19 protein-coding genes and 2 pseudogenes are annotated in these 20,064 nt (G+C 38.6%); 5 read left to right on the forward strand and 16 right to left on the reverse strand.

What is annotated here, in order from left to right:
* Positions 1-143: 143 nt before the first annotated feature.
* From fadH to PQ474_RS03495, 8 genes are all read right to left on the reverse strand, one after another.
* On the reverse strand, positions 144-914 hold the full coding sequence (gene fadH / locus PQ474_RS03460; RefSeq protein WP_273840914.1) for a 2,4-dienoyl-CoA reductase: 771 nt from the start codon (positions 912-914) through the stop codon (positions 144-146).
* 247 nt (positions 915-1,161) lie between these two features.
* The gene (locus PQ474_RS03465) at positions 1,162-2,094 is read right to left on the reverse strand and encodes a ketopantoate reductase family protein (protein WP_273840590.1); all 933 of its coding nucleotides are present in this window, start codon (positions 2,092-2,094) and stop codon (positions 1,162-1,164) included.
* 132 nt (positions 2,095-2,226) lie between these two features.
* Positions 2,227-2,967, reverse strand: coding sequence for a 3-oxoacyl-[acyl-carrier-protein] reductase (fabG, locus tag PQ474_RS03470; RefSeq protein WP_273840592.1), 741 nt, complete (start codon positions 2,965-2,967; stop codon positions 2,227-2,229).
* Positions 2,968-2,993: 26 nt separating this feature from the next.
* The gene (locus PQ474_RS03475) at positions 2,994-4,280 is read right to left on the reverse strand and encodes a GntP family permease (RefSeq protein ID WP_273840594.1); all 1,287 of its coding nucleotides are present in this window, start codon (positions 4,278-4,280) and stop codon (positions 2,994-2,996) included.
* A gap of 26 nt (positions 4,281-4,306) precedes the next feature.
* Positions 4,307-5,878 (reverse strand): acyl CoA:acetate/3-ketoacid CoA transferase, encoded by a 1,572-nt coding sequence (locus PQ474_RS03480; protein WP_273840915.1) that lies wholly within the window; start codon positions 5,876-5,878, stop codon positions 4,307-4,309.
* Between the two features lie 355 nt (positions 5,879-6,233).
* Positions 6,234-7,943 (reverse strand): sigma 54-interacting transcriptional regulator, encoded by a 1,710-nt coding sequence (locus PQ474_RS03485; protein ID WP_273840596.1) that lies wholly within the window; start codon positions 7,941-7,943, stop codon positions 6,234-6,236.
* Positions 7,944-8,048: 105 nt separating this feature from the next.
* Positions 8,049-9,230: an acetyl-CoA C-acetyltransferase gene (locus PQ474_RS03490; protein WP_273840598.1), complete on the reverse strand. Its 1,182-nt coding sequence runs from the start codon at positions 9,228-9,230 to the stop codon at positions 8,049-8,051.
* Between the two features lie 109 nt (positions 9,231-9,339).
* Positions 9,340-10,218, reverse strand: coding sequence for a LysR family transcriptional regulator (locus PQ474_RS03495; protein WP_273840600.1), 879 nt, complete (start codon positions 10,216-10,218; stop codon positions 9,340-9,342).
* Positions 10,219-10,353: 135 nt separating this feature from the next.
* On the opposite strand from PQ474_RS03495, the gene PQ474_RS03500 reads away from it, so the two are divergent.
* The 5 genes from PQ474_RS03500 to PQ474_RS03520 all read left to right on the forward strand — a co-directional run bounded on the left by PQ474_RS03500 (position 10,354) and on the right by PQ474_RS03520 (position 14,430).
* Entirely contained in the window at positions 10,354-11,382 is a 1,029-nt protein-coding gene (locus tag PQ474_RS03500; protein WP_273840601.1) for a YeiH family protein, read from the forward strand.
* 251 nt (positions 11,383-11,633) lie between these two features.
* Positions 11,634-11,708 (forward strand): YjcZ family sporulation protein, encoded by a 75-nt coding sequence (locus PQ474_RS03505; RefSeq protein ID WP_273840916.1) that lies wholly within the window; start codon positions 11,634-11,636, stop codon positions 11,706-11,708.
* A gap of 114 nt (positions 11,709-11,822) precedes the next feature.
* The gene (locus PQ474_RS03510; RefSeq protein WP_273840603.1) at positions 11,823-11,912 is read left to right on the forward strand and encodes a YjcZ family sporulation protein; all 90 of its coding nucleotides are present in this window, start codon (positions 11,823-11,825) and stop codon (positions 11,910-11,912) included.
* A 164-nt stretch (positions 11,913-12,076) separates the two neighbouring features.
* The gene (locus PQ474_RS03515) at positions 12,077-14,119 is read left to right on the forward strand and encodes a molybdopterin oxidoreductase family protein (RefSeq protein ID WP_273840605.1); all 2,043 of its coding nucleotides are present in this window, start codon (positions 12,077-12,079) and stop codon (positions 14,117-14,119) included.
* 161 nt (positions 14,120-14,280) lie between these two features.
* Positions 14,281-14,430: a hypothetical protein gene (locus tag PQ474_RS03520; protein ID WP_273840607.1), complete on the forward strand. Its 150-nt coding sequence runs from the start codon at positions 14,281-14,283 to the stop codon at positions 14,428-14,430.
* Between the two features lie 54 nt (positions 14,431-14,484).
* Here PQ474_RS03520 and PQ474_RS03525 read toward each other — a convergent pair.
* The 8 genes and pseudogenes from PQ474_RS03525 to tenA all read right to left on the reverse strand — a co-directional run bounded on the left by PQ474_RS03525 (position 14,485) and on the right by tenA (position 20,056).
* Positions 14,485-14,909: pseudogene (locus PQ474_RS03525) on the reverse strand (cell wall hydrolase).
* Positions 14,910-15,346: 437 nt separating this feature from the next.
* On the reverse strand, positions 15,347-15,568 hold the full coding sequence (locus PQ474_RS03530) for a YdbC family protein (RefSeq protein ID WP_273840610.1): 222 nt from the start codon (positions 15,566-15,568) through the stop codon (positions 15,347-15,349).
* 44 nt (positions 15,569-15,612) lie between these two features.
* Entirely contained in the window at positions 15,613-16,260 is a 648-nt protein-coding gene (locus tag PQ474_RS03535) for a phosphatase PAP2 family protein (RefSeq protein ID WP_273840612.1), read from the reverse strand.
* A gap of 83 nt (positions 16,261-16,343) precedes the next feature.
* A pseudogene (locus PQ474_RS03540) lies at positions 16,344-16,766 on the reverse strand (VOC family protein).
* A 66-nt stretch (positions 16,767-16,832) separates the two neighbouring features.
* Entirely contained in the window at positions 16,833-17,867 is a 1,035-nt protein-coding gene (locus tag PQ474_RS03545; RefSeq protein ID WP_273840614.1) for an ABC transporter substrate-binding protein, read from the reverse strand.
* The gene (locus tag PQ474_RS03550; RefSeq protein ID WP_273840615.1) at positions 17,864-18,616 is read right to left on the reverse strand and encodes an ABC transporter permease; all 753 of its coding nucleotides are present in this window, start codon (positions 18,614-18,616) and stop codon (positions 17,864-17,866) included. The genes PQ474_RS03545 and PQ474_RS03550 overlap by 4 nt, the downstream gene beginning before the upstream one ends.
* Entirely contained in the window at positions 18,613-19,389 is a 777-nt protein-coding gene (locus tag PQ474_RS03555; protein WP_273840617.1) for an ABC transporter ATP-binding protein, read from the reverse strand. The genes PQ474_RS03550 and PQ474_RS03555 overlap by 4 nt, the downstream gene beginning before the upstream one ends.
* A complete protein-coding gene (gene tenA / locus PQ474_RS03560) occupies positions 19,382-20,056 on the reverse strand; it encodes a thiaminase II (RefSeq protein ID WP_273840619.1) in 675 nt (224 codons plus the stop codon). Before tenA ends, PQ474_RS03555 begins: the two co-directional genes overlap by 8 nt.
* Between the last annotated feature and the right edge of the window lie 8 nt (positions 20,057-20,064).

Genomic DNA, 20,064 nt, shown 5'->3' on the forward strand with positions numbered 1-20,064 from the left:
TGTAGATTGAGTTCATTTAAAAATCCAAGAATGACTATTTATCCGATCTGATTGATTTATTATCTAAGCATCTTTCACTCACAAAAAAGACTGACAAACGAAGTCAGTCTCACTTTAAAAGCGCTTACTTTTTTGAATCAATACTAAAACTGAAACGATGCGTTATTCAGCCATTGTCCACCGTCAATTGTAATGCAATCTCCATTAATATATTGCGCTTCTGGTGAAAACAAGAACGCAGCTACCCCTGCTACTTCTTCAACTTTCCCAAAACGTCTTGCAGGAATTCCTTTCACTACCTTTTTATAAGCTTCTTCATTCATAATTAGTTTCTCAGCTCCACCCGTGTCTTCAATAGGACCTGGTGCAATCGCATTGACTCTGATTCCATATTGACTCCCCCATTCAACAGCAAGAGACCTTGTCATTGCTAGTACACCCGCCTTCGCACAAGCGGAGTGAACCACTCCTGCTCCAGCCGTCCATGCATAGGTAGCAACAATGTTAGTAATACTTCCAGACTTCTTTTCCTTAATCCATTCTTGGGCCACTGCTTGTGAGCAATACCACGTTCCATTTAAGACAATATTAATAACTGAATTCCATCCATTCACTGATAGCTCTTCAGCGCGAACAAGGAAATTCCCGGCTGCGTTATTGACTAAAAAATCGATGGTTCCGAATGCCTCTTTTGTTTGATCGACCATTGATTGAACCTTCTCAGGATCGCGAACATCCATTACAACAGGTAGAATTTGCCCTTCGAATGTCTCGATTTCTTGTTTTGCTCGTTCAAGTTTTTCTAAGTCACGCCCACTGATCGTAACATAAGCACCTTGCTCGGCGAATTTTTTAGCCATTGCTTTTCCCATTCCATTACTTCCACCTGTTACGATTACCACTTTCCCCTTCATCGTCTCAACCCCTATCATATAATAAACCTCCTTGAAATGAATGAATAGCCATTCATTTTAGTGTTACATCGAATTTAACACTATTTAGCAAAGGAAATAATGATCTTTTCACCTCCATTTAACTAATTAATCTTGGTGACCATGACAAGGATGTTTTTTCCATAGTATCATGTTCTTCTACCATACAGGAACCACTTTTTGAAATTTCTATCTTATTTTATCTTTGTTTTTAAGAAAAAAGAACTCTTTACGAGTCCTTTTCATTTTTCATTCCATTTTTATATGGATGAAGCAACGAGTAAATCGCATGAATCGATGGCACTTCGATCTGATATTTCTCTGCAAGTGTTAATAAATAGCCGTGTAGACTATCTAATTCAATCGATAACCCTTTTTCTAAGTCACGATGCATGGATGATGTCATTTCCGGTGAGAGACTATGTAACTTCGTTAAAATCGCTTCGATTGTGTTCTCAGGTAAAAGAATATTTCTAGCTTGTGCAATCTCATAGACTTCAGTAACCACATTATTCAAGAAGTTCGCTGTTACATCATCTTGAAGAGCAACGCCAATTGGTTGGCGTGTAGCCGTTGTAATTCCGCTTAAAGACGTTAAGAAAATATACTTTTTCCACATATCTTCTAAAATCGTCTCAGACAAGGTAACTGGCACCTTCGCTTGTTCAAACCTGTCTTTTAGATTTCGCAAAAAGATCCTATCTGTATCCAATAATGGTCCGAAAACGATCTCATGTAACGCACTTGTATGAACAATTTCACTTTCATTATTTAAGGTTGCTTCGATATAACATAGCCCACCTAATACTTTTTCTTGACCAAATTTTGACGTTAGGACATCAAGATGTTTAATTCCATTGAGTAAAGGCAGTACTTTCGCACCGTTGTTCACTAGCGTTTCAATTTGTGGCAACGCTTCTTCTAGATGATAATTTTTTAGCGCTACGATTACGAGGTCCGGTTTATCAATTTCGCTTGCTTCAAAGACAACATTAGGGGTTATAGAAAAATCCCCGGCTACACTTTTTACATGTAAACCATTTTTTTGTAGCTGCTTATATCGTTTAGGCCGAACGAGAAAAGTTACATTTGATCCCTTTGCTGCAAGCTTACCGCCAAAATAGCCTCCAACTGCTCCTGCTCCAAGTACTACTATATTCAATTAAAACGCCTCCTAGAATTGCTTACTTAACGGTTTAATTATACGTTAAGAGGAATATTTTATGGCAACATTTTCACTACTCTAAAGAATTCTAATGAAAGAGAAGAGGCTGTAAACAAAGCCTCTTCTCTATTAAATAACCACACCGCCATCGATACTTAATATCGTCCCTGTAATAAATCGCGCTTCATCTGAAGCAAGAAACGCGTATCCATTTGCTATATCTTCCGGTGAGCCTAAATCATTTAAAACCGATTTCTCTTTCATGATGTTCAACACTTTTTCAGGCATTTTTTCTGTCATTGGCGTCAAGATGAACCCTGGAGCTACTGCATTGACGCGAATGTTATAGCGGCCAAGCTCTTTAGCCCATGTTTTCGTCATCCCGTTTACTCCCCATTTGGTCGCAGCGTAATTGGTTTGTCCGAAATTCCCAAAAGAACCTACAATCGATGAGGCATTTAAAATGACACCACTATTTTGTTCTTTCATCACTGTTGCCGCCTCTTGAGATACAGTGAATACTCCTTTTAAATTCACATCGATGACTTGATCCCACTGCTCATCTGTCATTTTTAATAATTGAGCATCTGCCGTGATCCCCGCATTATTGACAACGACATCCACACTTCCATAAATCGCAATGGTTCTTTCCATAAGCGCTTTCACATCTGCTCTTTTTGTTACATTAACAAGCGTGCCAATCGCTTCTCCCCCAAGTTCTTTAATCGCTGTAACGGTTTGATCAACGTCTTCATGATTCAGGTCTGCTACTACGACTTTTGCTCCCTCACTAGCAAACTTCTTCGCTGTTGCTTCACCAATCCCTCGGCCAGCCCCTGTAATTATCGCTACTTTGTCTTTTAACCTCATCTTAGTTCCTCCTCGTATTCTATTAATTAAATAATTCCAATTGAAGCACATAAAATGGCAACAATTACACTTAAAATCGGAATCGCACAACCTACGACAAAAATATCCTTATAAGAGTCTTTGTGAGTCATAGCCGTAATCGTTAATAGCGTTAAAACAGCTCCGTTGTGAGGCAATGTATCGAGACCTCCTGAAGCAATGGAGGCGACACGATGGAATGCTTCTGGACTAATACCTGATTGAGCAGCAAGTTCCATATAACGATCACCAAGAGCTTCTAGTGCAATGCCTAGTCCACCCGATGCAGATCCCGTTGAACCCGCTAAAATATTAATGGCAACGGCTTGTGAAATGAGCGGACTTCCTTGAATGCCCATCAGGAAATCTGTTAATCTTTCAAAACCAGGAACAGCTCGAACAACGGATCCAAATCCAACAGCTGCACTGGTATTAATAATCGCAATCACAGAGCCACTTGCGCCTTTATTAACAGATTCTATGAACTTCTTCATCATACCTAGATTTAACAAAATAATCAAAATAATACCAGCTAGTAAAGCAACAACTATGTCCCATTTTAAGATATTTAACGTAAAAATGACTGTCATTAACGGTAAGAAGGAAAGAAGGGCATTAGGTAATTTTTCCGCTTCTACACGTTCAATGTTTTGATCATTTGGTTCTGTGTAAAATTCTCCAGCTTCTTTTGTCTTCTTCTCTCTCCATATTAAGTAGACATATCCTCCTATTCCCATAACTAGTGCTGCGACAATCCCCATAAAAGGAGCTGCCATGGCTGTTGTTCCATAATAATTAGTAGGAATTAAATTTTGAATTTGCGGCGTTCCTGGTACAGCTGTCATGGTAAATGTAAAAGCTCCTAGTGCAATCGTACCCGGTAAAAGCCTGCGAGTAATATTCGCTTCACGGAATAAAGCGATCGCTAGAGGATAAACCGCGAATACAACAACGAACAAACTTACTCCTCCGTATGTCAAAACTGCACAAGCAGCTATAACGCCTAGGATCGCCCTTTTCTTGCCAATTACCTTTGTAATGGTAACCGCCACCGAACTTGCTGCCCCCGTATCCTCCATTAATTTCCCGAAGATGGCACCGAGCATAAAAACGGGAAACCAAGCTTTAGCAAAGTTCACAAAGCCTTGCATGTACGTATCGGTATAAGCTTCTAGAAGATTTAATCCACCAAAAAGGGCCACAACACCAGCTGTTATCGGTGCTACCCAAATAATAGACCAGCCGCGATACGCTAAAAACATTAATAAGACAAGACCTAATATAATTCCAATCATCAATATCCCTCCAGATTCTAATTTGGTTACACTAAGATCGCTGTTCCTTTTTCAAGCGATAATCCCATTTTCCCTTCTTGGAATATACGTGTGTCCATTAGCTGAACTCTCTCTGGTACAATTGGTTTAAAATCCATGTGTGCAAGGATATCTTTTTCAATGTCTATTCCAGGTGCAACTTCTAGTAAGAGGACGCCATTTGGGGTTAACTCAAACACCGCTCTCTCTGTGACATACAGAATGGTTTGTCCTGTTTCATTTGCATAATCTCCACTAAATGTAATGTGTTCGACTTCTTGTAAAAATTTATTAATCTTTCCTTCTTGTAGAATTTCGAGTCTGCCATCAGCAATCTTAACTTTTAATCCTCCTGCCGTGAACGTCCCGCAGAAAACAACCTTCTTAGCATTTTGTGTAATGTTAATAAATCCTCCAGCCCCTGCTATTTTAGGTCCAAACTTGCTGACATTGACATTTCCAAAACGATCTAATTGTGCAAGCCCTAAGAAAGCAACGTCTAGGCCACCCCCGTCATAAAAATCAAATTGATACGGTTGATCAATGATACATTCAGGATTAATGGAGGCCCCAAAGCTCATACCCCCAGCGGGAATTCCCCCAATTGGACCTGATTCTACGGTTAAGTTGATTAAATGGTCAACACCTTCTTCATTAGCGACCATGGATACCCCTTCTGGCATCCCAATTCCAAGGTTCGTAATGGCATAAGGTTGTAATTCCAATGCCGAACGCCTTGCAATGACTTTTCTTTCATTTAGTGGTAATTTAGCTAAATCACGATTAACCGCTTTTAATTCACCGCTATAGGACGGGTTATACTGTTCAGCAAAAGTCTGCATATGCTCTTGCGGTTTAGAAAGGACAACGGCATCAACTAAGATTCCGGGAATTTTAACAAGTCTAGGATCAAGACTCCCTTTTGCAACAAGCCTCTCAACTTGAACAATAACCTTTCCACCAGAATTTTTGGCAGCTTGAGCAATTGACAAGATTTCAAGTGTTCCCGCTTCTTTATGCAAGGTGATATTGCCTGCTTCGTCTGCGAACGTTCCTCTTATGAGAGCAACATCAATCGGAAACGTCTTATAAAATAAATAATCACGTTCATTTAACTCCATTAATGAAACAAGATCTTCATTAGTTACTTCGTTTAATTTTCCACCTTGATTACGGGGGTCCACAAACGTTTTTAACCCAACATGTGTAAGTGTTCCAGGTTTTCCTGCTGCAATATCTCGAAAAAGATGCGTAATAACCCCTTGAGGGAAATTGTACGCTTTAATCTTATTTTCAATCGCTAGTTTCTGAAGCTTTGGAGCAAGTCCCCAATGTCCACCAATTACACAGGAAACGAGTCCTTCATAGCCAAGATGATTTAGGCCCTTTTCTTTTCCATCTCCTTGACCGGCAGCATAAACCAGAGTTAAGCCCGTAGGTTGACTTTCTTTTAGAAAACGTTCCTCTAAGGCTGCCGTTAAACCTTCTGGATGACCGTTACCAACAAATCCTCCTGTTGCGACGGTGGCATCATTTGGTATTAATTTCATTGCTTCTTCTGCCGTTTTCACTTTACTTATCATCTCGTTGTACCTCCTCTAAAACTTTGTATGCGCTTTCTTTTTCTACACTCTTCTTTATTGCAAAAGCCATGCCAACTTTAATAACTTAATAAACAGCGGATTTCAAAACATTTAAGCAGATTTAATTCCATTTTTGTACGGATAACCTTACAATCTATTAAAATAGTGTACGGAAAGACGAACATTAATACAGTGTAAGTTGACTTGTTGTACGGTAACGCTTACAAATAAACCTTTTCACTTACTCAGTAAACCCTAAACAATTTTTTTAAAAGTCTGTCACCCTGAAAAACGAGCCCTTTCAGAAATGGTGCAACACTAAAAAACCTCAATACATTATTGAGGTTTCAAGTTAATTCAAATCATACTTTGCAAGCTTTTCATAAAAAGATGTCCGACTAATTCCCAATTGTTTTGCGGCGTTTGAACGATTTCCGTTCGTTTGTTGCAACGCAGATTGAAGTGCTTCTCGTTCCGTTTTTTCCATTAATTCAACTAACGGTATGATGGGTTGTAAGTTAGATACTGACATAAGCTTTTCTGGTAGATGCTTAAGATCTATCCATTTTTCATGACGATCTACTAGGTTCATCGCTCGTTCAAGAACATTCTCCAATTCTCGAATATTCCCAGGCCAAGCATAATTGTAAAGTTGCTTTTCAGCTTCTTTCGTTAATGCTTGCACGTTTTTTTGCATAAACGTATTTAATTTTGAAATAAAATGATTCGATAAAATTGATAAATCTTGATTTCTTTCTTTTAAAGAAGGAATGTGGATCGAAACGACATTTAGTCGATAATAAAGATCGAGCCTAAATTCGCCTTTTTCAACCATGTCCTCTAAATCTCGGTTCGTTGCTGCAATAATGCGAACATCGATTTTTTTTGTTGATGTTGAGCCGATTTTTTCAACCTCTTTCTCTTGAAGGACACGCAAGAACTTCACTTGCATATGAAGAGGTAATTCACCGATTTCGTCTAAAAAAATGGTGCCTCCGTCTGCAGCTTCAAACTTCCCTTTCTTTCCACCTTTTTTTGCTCCCGTAAAAGACCCTTCTTCATAGCCAAATAGCTCAGACTCTAGTAAATCTGCCGGTATAGCTGCACAGTTTACTTTCACAAAAGACCCTGCCTGGCGCTTACTTGCATTATGTATGGAATGAGCAAACAATTCCTTCCCTGTCCCACTCTCACCTAGAAGCAAAATACTCGATTTACTTAAAGCTGCTCTTTCAGCTTCCTTTTTCGCTCTAGTTAAAGAAAGACTTTCTCCTATTAAATGGTGAAACGTATAAGCTGCTTTGTTTTGCTCCTTAAATTCCCCTTTGTACTTCTTAAGTTCTTTTTCTATGACATTGATTCGTTTATATAGAGAATTAAAATCTCCCACGTTTTTGAAGAGAACTTTTCCAACGGCTCCTTTAATCTCTCCATCTTTTATAATGGGCACACGAGTGGCAATCATATAGTCGCCGTTTATTTTTTGTAAGTCGGCAATTTCCACTTTTCCTGTTTTGACGACTTCGTGCATTCGGGTATTTTCAATTACTTCCGTTACATGTTTTCCGACAGCTTCTTTAGGATCAACTCCAATAAATTCACCATACTCCTTACTTAACATCGTCACAATTCCTTCTGCATCAACCATGACGATTCCATCATAGGCAAATTCCATCACTGTCTCTAACAGTTCATTTTTCTCTTGGTTTATTTGAAGTAATTGTTCCAACTGCTTGACTGAAGAAAGCAAATACAAATCATACGACTCTCCATGGACATACGCAAGTTCTTTTCGTATAACAAAGGAACGATTATCTATTTTTATGTATTGATTGGTACCAACCTGAATCGTTTCAATCATTTTTTGTTCAAGGAATTGATTAATTTTATATTGATCGACCTTTTTATGTTCTTTCTTGACCATACGTTCGAACATATCGTTGTGATAGTGGACCAGTCCCTTTTGATCTGTAAGGACTACAGCAAACGGCAAAGCTTGTACAATTGATTCCACTTGGTCAAAGGACCGAGCAAACTGACTTACTGTTTCTTTAATATTCATTTTACACCGCCTCTCTAACAGAAGTTTGTCTAAAAGGATAGCCCAGGATCGTATAGTTGGACTTTGTTAAAGAGGAACTCATCCTATTAGAGTTCCTCTTTCTTCTTATTTTCTCTCAACAATAAGAGCTGTTCCTTGCCCTCCTCCAATACAAAGAGTAGCCAGTCCACGTTTGGCTTCTCTTCTTTTCATTTCGTGAAGAAGAGTGACCAGAACACGAGTTCCTGATGCTCCAACAGGGTGGCCAAGGGCGATGGCCCCCCCATTCACGTTCACCTTATCAGGATTCAAACTCAGATCTTTAACAACCGCTAAAGATTGAGCTGCAAAAGCCTCATTTGCTTCAACTAAATCCAGGTCATCAACTGTTAGTCCTGCGCGATCTAATGCTTTTCTACTTGCAGGTACAGGTCCGTACCCCATAATTTTCGGATCAAGAGCCGCATTGCCATATGAAACTATGGTAGCTAATGGCTCGATCTCAAGTTCATCCGCTTTTTCTTTTGACATAAGTACAACCATAGCTGCTCCGTCATTAATTCCTGAAGCATTGCCAGCTGTAACCGTTCCATTCTTCTTAAAGGCAGGACGTAATTGAGACAACTTTTCCATCGTCATCCCGTGCTTAGGGTATTCGTCGGTATCAACATAAACAGGTTCACCTTTACGTTGTGGAATCTGAACGGGGACAATCTCCTCTATAAAGCGCCCCTCTCTTTGGGCAGTTTCCGCTCTTTGTTGGCTTAAACAAGCAAATTCATCCTGCATCTCTCGAGTGATTTCCCACTTTTCTGCAATGTTTTCAGCTGTCACTCCCATGTGATAGTCATTAAACTTATCTGTAAGAGCATCATAAATCATCGTATCCACTAGTTTTGCGTTGCCCATTCTTTGTCCCCATCTTGCATTTGGCATGACATAAGGGGCATTGCTCATACTCTCAATTCCTCCGGCTAAAATAACGTCTGCATCGCCAAGAGCAATAAACTGAGCTCCCATACTCACCGTTCGAAGCCCTGAGCCACAAAGTTTATTGATGGCCAGTGCGGGAGTTGTTTCAGGTAACCCTGCATAAATGGCCACTTGCCTTGCCACATTTTGACCAAGACCTGCAGAAAGGATATTGCCAATTAATACTTCATCCACTAGATCTGGCTTAATCCCTGCCCGTTTGATTGCTTCTTTTGTCGCAGCAACACCTAAGTCTACTGCTGAAACATTAGCTAGTGCGCCTCCAAAAGCTCCAACTGGAGTTCGAACAGCACTAACAATTACGACTTCTCTCATGTTTGGTTCACTCCCTTGCATACGCTTTCTTATAAAAGAAGAATTCGACTTTTATTTGCCGAATCCTGCATAAAAAAGAATGCAAGTTTTATGCCAATCATTTGCAATTTTACATGTCCATAATCTTTTCAATAAATAAATCATGAGCCCGATTTTTAAAGTCATGTTTTCCCTTTATAATCGAAAAATTGCGAGTGAATGTTCGATTGGTAATATGAATCTGTTTAATTTCATTTAATTCAAGTTCTTTTTGTACGGTTAACTTTGAGATCATGGCAATGCCTAACCCTGCGGAAACAGCTTCTTTTATACCTTGACTACTGCTAAAGATAAAGGACCGTTTGACCGGAATTTGTAAACCTTCAATTAATTGGTCACTATAAGCTCGTGTACCCGAACCTTTTTCTCTCCAAATCCATGATTGGTCGTGAAGCATATTAGGTTTCACCATTCGAAGCTGTGCTAATGGATGGTTCGTTGGTGCGATAATAATCATTTCATCTTCCATAAAAGGAACTGCATTCACATCTAACTCTTGAAATTCACCTTCGATTAAACCTATATCTAATTGATTACTTTTTGTTTTAGCAATGACTTCTTCTGTATTCCCCACTGTCACTTCTACATGTACTAACGGATTTTCATTGGCGTAACTGGCTAAAAGACGTGGTAGGATATATTCGCCAATCGTAAAACTAGCTCCAATATTAATCGTTCCTTGAACAATATGTTTTTGACTTGCAATTTCTTGCTTTGCTTCTTCATAAAGGGAAAGAATTTTCTTCGCTCGGATATACAACATTTCACCTGCTTCTGTCACTTTTACTTGTTTAGGTGAGCGAATAAATAAAGTCGTATCCAGTTCATTTTCTAAATTGCGAATATGAAGACTCACATTTGGTTGAGATAAACTAAGGATTTTAGCAGCTCTAGAAAAATGTCTTTGCTCAACAACGGTCACGAATATTTTTAATGGGTCAATAATCATCTATTTCTTCTCCCTTTTCGTCATTTCACATTTTTCATTTTATCATAAAAAATCCAAATAGTTGAAATAGCAAATATATATTTCCCTTATGATCACTCAACTCATATAGTTAATACATAAGAGGAGTGAATCATTTTGAAACAGAATGCAAGAACACCTAGAAGAAAAAATCAATCATCATTTATCATCGGTATCAGTTTGACTATCCTCATTGCGGGTATAGCTAAATATTTATCTCTTCTACCATTTTTTTCAATTATGGGTGAATTAGTTATTGCTATATTAATAGGCGTTATCTGGAGATCTACCATCGGCCTTCCGAAAGCATTCTTAAGTGGCACGGAATTTTCTAGTAAAAAATTATTACGGGTCGGAATTATTCTACTCGGATTTCGTTTGCATTTAGGAGATGTTTCTCAGGTGGGTCCGACCGTTTTTCTGCTAGCGAGTATTAGCTTAGTTTTCACATTAGTAGTTGTCTTTTTATTAACAAGAGTCTTTCATGTTGAAACAAGACTAGGAATCTTAACAGCATGTGGAACGGCTATTTGTGGGGCCGCGGCTGTGGTTGCTATCGCACCACAGATTAAAGCTAAAAATGAAGAGATTGCCATTGGCGCAGCGATCGTTGCCATTTTAGGGACGATGTTCACCATCCTATATACCGTCCTCTTCCCTTTTCTCGGCTTATCAGCTAATGGGTATGGCATTTTCTCGGGAGCTACCTTACACGAGCTTGCTCATGTTGTAGCCGCCGCCGCACCTGGTGGAGATGCAGCCGTTGATTTAGCCGTCGTAGTCAAACTAACGAGAGTGGCTTTGCTTATTCCTGTAGCGCTTGTAATTGGCTTTTGGTACTACTTAAGTCAAACAGAAAAACAAGATAAACCTTCATTTAGATCACTACCCATTCCTTGGTTTATCATAGGTTTTTTATGTACAAGCGCTCTTTACTCTCTTGGCATTATACCAAACTTTATTGCGGATACATTGGTTGGGCTGTCTTACTTATTCATTGGGACAGCCATGGCAGGTTTGGGTTTAAACATTCAGCTATCGAGCTTAAAACAGTTTGGACTAAATCCCTTAGCTGCCTCTTTTATCGGATCCATTTTATTATCGTTAGTAGGATATCTATTAATTCATTTGTTTGGCTTAGTGTAAAACACAAAGCGACTAATCATCTAACTAAGATTATATTTAGATGAAAGGAGACCTAGGAGACGTTACCCCAGGTCTCCTTTTTGTTCAAACATTTAGCATAGGCATTCTACTTAATTTCAAGAATCCATGTTTTTTGCCCACTCATTTTTCGAGAATAAACATACCTATGTACTATAACTCAAAAAGGAGGCATCCATGATGAGTTTATATGGTGCACCCCCATTTTACGGTTACCCAACTCCTTCCCAGGCATGGGAAATCATTTGGCGTTAATCGTTGTGCTGTTTATCCTACTAGTAATTGTAGGAACAGCTTACGTTACGTAACTACCCGTATAGGTATTTTTATTAAAATTGCTAGTTTATGGGTACTATCCCAAGCAATTTTACTCAAGAAGCATAACTATATGATATAGCTACTTAAAAAGGAGGTTTTCTATTATGGGTTACTATGGTGCAGGTAGCGGTTTTGCGTTAATCGTGGTTCTATTCATCCTACTAGTGATTGTGGGAGCAGCTTATATTAAATAATGACAAATATAACAGAAGGGTAGGAAAATGATCCTGCCCTTCTCATTTTAATTTAAGTCATAATAACCTTTTAAACAGCTTCTTAGCCATCCATTGAACTTTTCTACTATTTAATTAAATGATATAATCTACTAACTTCAATAAGATTGAAAGGATTTTGACGCATGCAAACATACATAAATAAAAAAGATGGGATCTTTCCATCCGTTTGTTCACTTGACTGTCCTGATCAATGTGGGCTTCTTGTCCATAAAAAAGACGGGAAAATTGTTAAAGTTCAAGGCGATCCCGATCATCCTATTACTCAAGGGAATATTTGCAATAAAGTACGAAATATGTCTGAGCGATTATACGATTCCAAGCGATTAACCACTCCTTTAAAACGAGTAGGACCAAAAGGCTCAGGATCGTTCACTCCTATTTCTTGGACTGAAGCGATTGACACGATTGTGTCTAATTGGAAACAGCTATTAAATGAACACGGACCTGAATCGATCCTTCCTTATAGTTTTTATGGGAATATGGGAAATATTAATGCTGAGGGTATGGACCGTCGCTTCTTTAACCGACTTGGCGCTAGCCAGTTAGACCGAGCCATATGTTCATCTGCTGGGGCTACTGGTTATTCATACACCATGGGAAGTAGCGCTGGAACCGATCCTGAGGAAACCACAGAAACCAAGCTCTTTATCATGTGGGGGATTAATGCAGTAAGTACTAATATGCATCAGATGATGCTTGCACAAAAAGCTCGGAAAAACGGCGCGAAAATGGTCGTGATTGATGTTCATAAAAATCAAACAGGTCGAATGGCCGATTGGTTTATTCCTATTTTACCAGGTACTGACAGTGCTCTAGCACTAGGAATAATGCATATTTTATTTGCTGAGAACATGGTAAACCGTGATTTTATGAAAGAGTTTACTGTGGGTTACGAAGAATTAGAAGAACATGTCAAATCGTATGATCCAGAAACAGTATCCACCATTACCGGTGTTACAGTGGAAGATCTCTATAAGTTAACGCGCATGTACGGAACCACTTCTCCTTCTTTAATTAGAATTGGAAATGGGTTACAGCATCATGATAATGGAGGAATGATCGTTCGCACAATTGCCTGTCTGCCTGCTTTAACAGGGGCTTGGTTACATACTGGTGGCGGCGCTATTAAATCCAACAGTAGTTTCTTAAGTCATAATGTCAATGCTCTACAAAGGCCTGATTTACTAGAAAATAAACATACACGTATGTTTAATATGAACCAACTAGGACATGTATTGTTAGAAGCCTCTCCTCCTGTGCGTTCCTTATTCGTCTATAATTCTAACCCTGCTGTTGTCACACCGGAGAGCAATAAAGTACGAAAAGGATTAGAACGTGATGACCTATTTATGATTGTACACGATTTATTTTTAACAGAAACAGCTCAATATGCTGACATTGTCTTACCAGCAACATCAGCATTTGAACATGCTGACTTCTATACCTCATACTGGCATCATTATGTTCACATGCAACAGCCGGTCATTGACCCTTATGGGGAAAGTAAATCGAATATGGATGTATTCAGGCTACTCTCCGAAGCTATGGGATTTGAAGAGGAAGCATTGAAAGATTCTGATGAGCAATTAATGCGTCAAGCACTTAACAATCCAACAAATCCTTATGCTAAACATGTGAATTATGATTCTTTACGTAAGGAAAAATATATGAAAGCGGACCGGAGCACTTTCAGTTTTAAGAAGTTAAATACACCAAGTGGCAAGATTGAACTCTATTCAGAAAAAATGGTAAGAAACGGATATCCAGGACTGCCTACTTATACTCCTTTAATAGACGATGGTCACTTTCCTTTTCTATTTATTCCTGGACCCAATCACAATTTCTTAAACTCGACCTTCTCCAATAACGAGAAACATATCAAGCTAGAGAAAAATGCGAAAATCCATCTAAATCAATCTGATGGGGATATGTTAGGAATTGAGAATGATGATTTAGTCAGAATTTGGAATGATCGCGGAGAATGTGAGCTTCCTGCTGTTGTTGGAGATTACGTCCTTCCTGGAGTCATAGTTAGTCAGGGATTATGGGCTGATATGCCAGGTAAAAAACAATTGGTCAATAGCTTAGTGCCCGACCGACTTGCAGATATGGGTGGCGGCGCGACATTCTTTTCAGGTCGTGTAAATATCGAAAAAGTTTATTAACCTACTGAGGGTGATTCAAGATTATGAATCACCCTCTCTTTTTTTTGCAAACATACCTTTTTATCAAGTAGATTGAACCAATCTATCATAATTTACATACATGTACATATAAATGGACAAAGCGTATTTAATCAATGAATCAAAGATTGGTGGTGCTAAAATTGAAAATTATCTCATGGTACGCGCACAAAGAAAAAGGCAACAAAAAAGAAGAAGAAAGAATAAATTTAGAAAAATCTCCAGCTAAGAGCTTATTTAAAATTAAGAAAAATAAAAAAGAAACTGAAAATGTAGAAGATGTAAAAGAATAAGGAAATTAACATGAGCCCCCGTAATTAGGAGGGCTCTAATTCATTGCTTCATGATCAAAACGCAAACACATGATTGCCAATCGTGGTAGATACGCTTCGACTTCTTATCCATTGATCGTTCGTTCGAGCAGGATTATAAAAATACAAGGAGCCATTTGTAGGATCTTCTCCTTTAAGGGCTCTAGTTGCTGCATCATAATTTACGGAATTAGGTGTTGCGCATAAATCGCTCCATTTCCGTCTGGAATAAATTGAAAATGACCATTATTTCTTTCTAAAATAACGCCTTCTACTGTATTCGGAAATAATCTGCTTTTAACACGATTCATGATGACAGCCGCTACGGCAATTTGTCTTTCTAAAGGTTCACCTCTAGCTTCACAAAAAATGATTTTGGCAAGCCAGTCTAACTGCGCTTGATTTACAGGAGCTTGTATCGGTGCTGATGGTGTTAACGTCGTCGCCTCGTTTGGAATCATTAAGCTCTGACCGATCCGAATCAAATCTGTTGTCAATTGATTCACTTCTCTTAAGGCTCCTACGGTCACGCCATGTCTTGCCGCTATTCCTGATAATGTATCTCCAGCTACCACTTGGTACCCAGTTGTTGATGTGGCAGTATTGGTGCTGATGGTGAAGGTACCGCGTTTAGAATAGTCAACCTTTGTCCCACTCGAATTAGATCACTCGTTAATTGATCCCCCTTTGTAGTTACTGTTCCCGATTCCATATTTTTTAGAAGTAATCGCCAAGATTAGCTATATTGATTAATCATATTTAGTACGATCGTTATAAAACTGATTTAAGTGGATATCGGACAGGCAACAATGGTTACCTTTCAAAACAAAAAACATTCCTTAATGGAATGTTCCGTAATCACCAACGTAAGAGTTTACAGTTTTCATTTCTCTCTAGCTTAAATATCTAGTTGATTTAAAACATCTCTAAGCTTTACAAGCTCCTCTGTTGAGAGCGTCAACCCTTTACCCATTTTCTCATGATTAGGGGCCCAGTCTCGAATATCATACTTTGGCTCTCGTCCATTCCAACTAACTAAATTAAGTTCTTTGCTCCAACCTTTTGAATTTTCAGCTAAAACTCCGACAGTTTCTATAATTTCATATTTTATCTCAGCCATGTTATCCAATCCTTTCTTTAATGAATCGCTTTAACTTTCTCCTTCTAAATTCTTCTTTTTTCGTACCTTTTTTCCATCACATATTGATAAATTGAAATACTAACAAATAGCCACATGCCGCTTACAAGAAACGCAGCAACAATATCACTAGGGTAATGAACTCTTAAATAGATTCGGCTAAAACCAATGACACTTATCATAATAGAGCTTAATATGATTAAGAGTATGCGTCCCCAAACGGTTGAGATATGTCTCCAAAATAAAAAGGTTACAATTCCGTAGAGTGATACCGCTGCCATTGTGTGTCCACTTGGATAACTAAAACCATTTTCTACTACAATTTGCTCAAAAGGTCGTTCTCTTTTAAAAACAAACTTTAAATTTTGATTAATACCCGTAGATCCTAGAGACACAATGACAAATAAGAGAACTTCATCTTTTTTACGATATAAAACATAAATAATAGCAAGAAAAATAAATGAAAGGACGACGACAGGACCTGTTGAACCCAAATGACTGAAAAAACTCATGAACTTTGTTAAGAACGCTGATTCAATCGGTTTAACCAGATTTAGTAAGGCTTTATCGAGAGGGAGTACCTCTCCATTTGTGACAAAATAGGTTGTCGTTATAAAACCTGCTAAAGGCAAAATAAAAAAAAGGATGAACATCCACCATAACTTGTGCTTCATCTCATACACCTCTACTTTGATCAAAGACCTAAAATATATAGTCCTCTACTTTTGAGGTTTATATGCAGAGTTACATGTGTAAGCTATTTTCCCCTTTTAAACGTAAATGACTTATCTTCATCCACCGCTGCCACCAACTCAACCTTTATCCTGTTTGGACATCAAAATAGACCCCATAGTGTTTTGAACCTCCTGCGTTAGGATATTTGTCTTCATATAGAACCGTCACCTGCTTTTCTTTTATCTTTTTGGTTATTTCATCCACCTGTTTTTTTGATTTAGCATGAAAGGCTAAATGATTTAAGCCAACTCTGCAGCGATGATAAGGCACGTCCGTAAAGCGTTCTTCTAATTGAACAAAAACCAAGTACGTTCGCTCGAACTTCCCCAACTTATACCAAAATCCATTTTTGAAAAGCCTCATAGCCTAGTTCTGTTAAAACCCCCCCAAAAAAATCACTTGATTTCTCTAAATTAGCAACATACAATTCCAGATGACATAACAATGAACCTCCTTTAACAAAATAAAAAGGACTACTAACTTACTTCAGCATTAGTAGTCCTAAGTTTTATTATTCTACAATATTAACAAAAATATCTTCTAATGAAGGCGACTCTTGAATCAAGTCAAATTCCAACATCCAATCAATTGTTTCTTGCCAAGAACCTGCTTCTTGACTTCCAAATCCATCTTCAGACTCCATTTTTGGAAGTAAGATGTTTAAGCTTTCTTGTTCTACTTCTTCAATTAATGGAAAATGAGCTTCGTCTTGATTCGTTAACAAGATGTTAAGAGCTTCCTCAGGATTATCTCTCATGAACTCATAGCCCTTTGACGCTCCACGCCAAAACGCTTTAATTTCCTCTTCTTGCCTTTCCCAAGTTTGATCATTTGTGACAACGACTAGCTCATAGTAACTTGGAACTCCATAATCAACAGGATTGAAATAGCGCGTTTCGTGACCATTATGTCTTAACACAGGTACTTCATGATTAATATACGCTCCAATAACGGCTTCAACACGCTCACTTACTACAGAAGAACCTAATTCAAAGCCTACGTCAATCATTTGTACATTCTCTGGATTTCCACCATCATTTTGAACCATTGTACTTAAAATCGATTCATTAAGCGGTATACCAGGAAACCCTACTTGCTTGCCCTCTAAATCTTTCGGCGACTCAATCTCACTATCTTCAAGAAACACGACGTGATTAAGAGGTGAGCGAACAATCGCACCAATTGATTTGACAGGAACATTTTGTGTCGCACGAGCAATTACAACATCTGGTTGATAAGAAATACCTAATGTCACTTGCCCAGCAGCTGCTAAATTAATAGGGTCCGTTGGGTTAGCAGGAAATTTAATATTGAGTTTAATTCCCTCTTCTTCAAAATAACCCTTTTCTTGTGCAACGTATAAATAACTATGTACCGCATTAGGATACCAATCTAACATAATATCCATTTCTGTTAATTTTACACCTTCTTCTGTAGCTGGTACAGGCGAAGCTGTTTCCGGCTCTGATTGCTCTTCACCACCCCCACACGCTGTAAGACCCGCTAACAAGATTGCACTAACAGTAGCTGTTAACCATTTTTTCATTCTGTTCTCCTCCACTTTAACGATAATTTTTCTAGTAAAACAACAAGTAAGAATAAGATTATTCCTATCGCTGATAACAAGACAATTGGCGCGAATACACCCGCACCATCAAATTGGGTCATCATTCTCCTGCTAAAATAGCCTAGACCTGATTGAGCACCAAGCCATTCCCCAATCGCTGCCCCAATAACGCTTAACGTAACTGCCACTTTTAAACCAGAAAAAAAGTGCGGCAGAGCAGATGGGACATTTAATTTTAAAAAGATGTCCTTTTGACTCGCTCCCATTGTTTGAAGCAATTCTTTTAACTCTTTGCTACTAGACTTTAGACCATCAAACGTATTAACTGTTATCGGAAAAAAGGTTATTAGCAAGGTCACAACGACTTTACTCCAGATCGAATAGCCGAACCACAAAACAAAAATGGGAGCTAAAGCAATAATAGGAATCGTTTGTGACGAAATAATAATTGGGTAAAAAGCTCTCTCTGCCGCTTTACTAATACTCATCCAAACGGCTAGGGCTACTCCTAAGACAATAGATAAGGCTAAACCTGTCACGATGATCAACAATGTCGATGGTAGATGAACGGTGAATAAGATTTGCCTAATGTCCCAAAGCTTCACAGCGACTTCGGTTGGCGCTGGTAATATAAACGTCATCCCGATAAATCTAGCTACTGCTTCCCAAAGAATAAGAAGCAACAGAACAACAAGAACAGGTGGTGCATAATTAGGGATCCTCTTCATGATTTCACCTGTTTACGTAGTTGTTCAATCAACTGTTCTTTCACAGCTATGACTTCCGGTGAATGAATGTCCCGAATTGCTCGCGGTCGTTTTAATGGAACAACGACTTCTTCTAGACTCTGAACAGGCGCCTCAGAAAAAACAAAAATACGATCAGATAAGAACAATGCTTCATCCACATCATGTGTAATAAAAAGAATCGTTGATTTCCATTTCTCCCATTGCTCTAATAACCACTCTTGCATAGAGAGGCGTGTAATCGCATCAAGAGCACTAAAAGGCTCGTCTAGCAATAGAACATTCGATCCACTTAAAACGGTTCGGAGAAAGGAGACACGTTGTCTCATTCCACCTGATAAATCACCTGGGTACATATTTTCTACTCCATTTAAACCAAATTCATGTAAAAGTTGAATGACTTGTTTGTGCGCTTCTTGCTTATGAATACCTTTTATTTCTAATGGCAGTGCTGCGTTAGTTAAAATCGTTCTCCATGGCATAAGTAAATCTTGTTGTGGCATATAGCCAACTTTTCCAAATCGGTCGGAATATGAATGGCCATTAATCAAAATCTCACCATGAACGGGTTGTTCTAGTCCAGTTATCAGCCTAAATAAGGTTGTTTTCCCTGAACCGCTCGGCCCAATGATGCTAACAAATTCACCTTCATCAACCTCAAAACTAAGCGAATCAAGGATGTGATCTTGATTTTGCTTTTGACCTTTTTTGTAGAGAAAGCTCACTTCCTTAAATTGCAAGGAATGTTTACTCATCTGTTGGCCACATCGCTTGATTAAAGGACATATCCCAGAACATATATTCAAAGCGCGTTGTATTTAAAAAGATTTCTTCAAGTTTAGCTATTTCCGACTCTGGTTTTCCTTCTGTTAATTGGTCCAATAGATCTATGCACCAATCAGCTAGTTCCTCGAACTCCTTCGAGCTATACATTTGGATCCATTCCCCGTAAAACTCATGCTCACTCGCTCCAGGAATTTGATTTAATTCTTTACCAATTTCCGAGTAACTCCACATACAAGGTAGAATAGCAGCTACTAAATCAGCGAGCGTTCCATTTTGACCAACATGTAACATATAATGGCTGTAAGCTAACGTCGTTGGTGAAGGCTTTGCTTGTTCAAATTCATCTTCATTCACGCCAAATTTCTTCGCATATTGGCGGTGAAGAGACATTTCTTCATTCAAAGTAGAATCTAGTAATCTTGCAAACTTACCCATGGTTTCTAGATCTTCTGCTTTCATTACTCCTAGAGCAAACAACTTAGCATAATCAATTAAATAAAGATAGTCTTGGATCATAAAGAAGCGAAACTTCTCTTGATCTAATGTGCCGTCCCCAATGCCTTGAACAAAAGGATGCGCATGGTTCTTTCTCCAAATCGGTTGCAATTCTTTATATAAGCGTTCGCTAAATTTCATGTTAGACA

It is taken from the genome of Halalkalibacter alkalisediminis (assembly GCF_028610705.1).
Classification (GTDB): domain Bacteria; phylum Bacillota; class Bacilli; order Bacillales; family Bacillaceae_D; genus Halalkalibacter; species Halalkalibacter alkalisediminis.

What these genes read in the sequence shown, in the direction of transcription:
- PQ474_RS03510 (WP_273840603.1), top strand. Translation starts at nt 11,823, where the DNA reads ATGGGTTACTATGGTGCAGGTAGCGGTTTTGCGTTAATCGTGGTTCTA.
- PQ474_RS03545 (WP_273840614.1), bottom strand. Translation starts at nt 17,867, where the DNA reads ATGAAAAAATGGTTAACAGCTACTGTTAGTGCAATCTTGTTAGCGGGT.
- PQ474_RS03490 (WP_273840598.1), bottom strand. Translation starts at nt 9,230, where the DNA reads ATGAGAGAAGTCGTAATTGTTAGTGCTGTTCGAACTCCAGTTGGAGCT.
- PQ474_RS03475 (WP_273840594.1), bottom strand. Translation starts at nt 4,280, where the DNA reads ATGATTGGAATTATATTAGGTCTTGTCTTATTAATGTTTTTAGCGTAT.
- PQ474_RS03535 (WP_273840612.1), bottom strand. Translation starts at nt 16,260, where the DNA reads ATGAAGCACAAGTTATGGTGGATGTTCATCCTTTTTTTTATTTTGCCT.
- fadH (WP_273840914.1), bottom strand. Translation starts at nt 914, where the DNA reads ATGAAGGGGAAAGTGGTAATCGTAACAGGTGGAAGTAATGGAATGGGA.
- PQ474_RS03530 (WP_273840610.1), bottom strand. Translation starts at nt 15,568, where the DNA reads ATGGCTGAGATAAAATATGAAATTATAGAAACTGTCGGAGTTTTAGCT.
- PQ474_RS03485 (WP_273840596.1), bottom strand. Translation starts at nt 7,943, where the DNA reads ATGAATATTAAAGAAACAGTAAGTCAGTTTGCTCGGTCCTTTGACCAA.
- PQ474_RS03555 (WP_273840617.1), bottom strand. Translation starts at nt 19,389, where the DNA reads ATGAGTAAACATTCCTTGCAATTTAAGGAAGTGAGCTTTCTCTACAAA.
- PQ474_RS03550 (WP_273840615.1), bottom strand. Translation starts at nt 18,616, where the DNA reads ATGAAGAGGATCCCTAATTATGCACCACCTGTTCTTGTTGTTCTGTTG.
- tenA (WP_273840619.1), bottom strand. Translation starts at nt 20,056, where the DNA reads ATGAAATTTAGCGAACGCTTATATAAAGAATTGCAACCGATTTGGAGA.
- PQ474_RS03515 (WP_273840605.1), top strand. Translation starts at nt 12,077, where the DNA reads ATGCAAACATACATAAATAAAAAAGATGGGATCTTTCCATCCGTTTGT.
- fabG (WP_273840592.1), bottom strand. Translation starts at nt 2,967, where the DNA reads ATGAGGTTAAAAGACAAAGTAGCGATAATTACAGGGGCTGGCCGAGGG.
- PQ474_RS03495 (WP_273840600.1), bottom strand. Translation starts at nt 10,218, where the DNA reads ATGATTATTGACCCATTAAAAATATTCGTGACCGTTGTTGAGCAAAGA.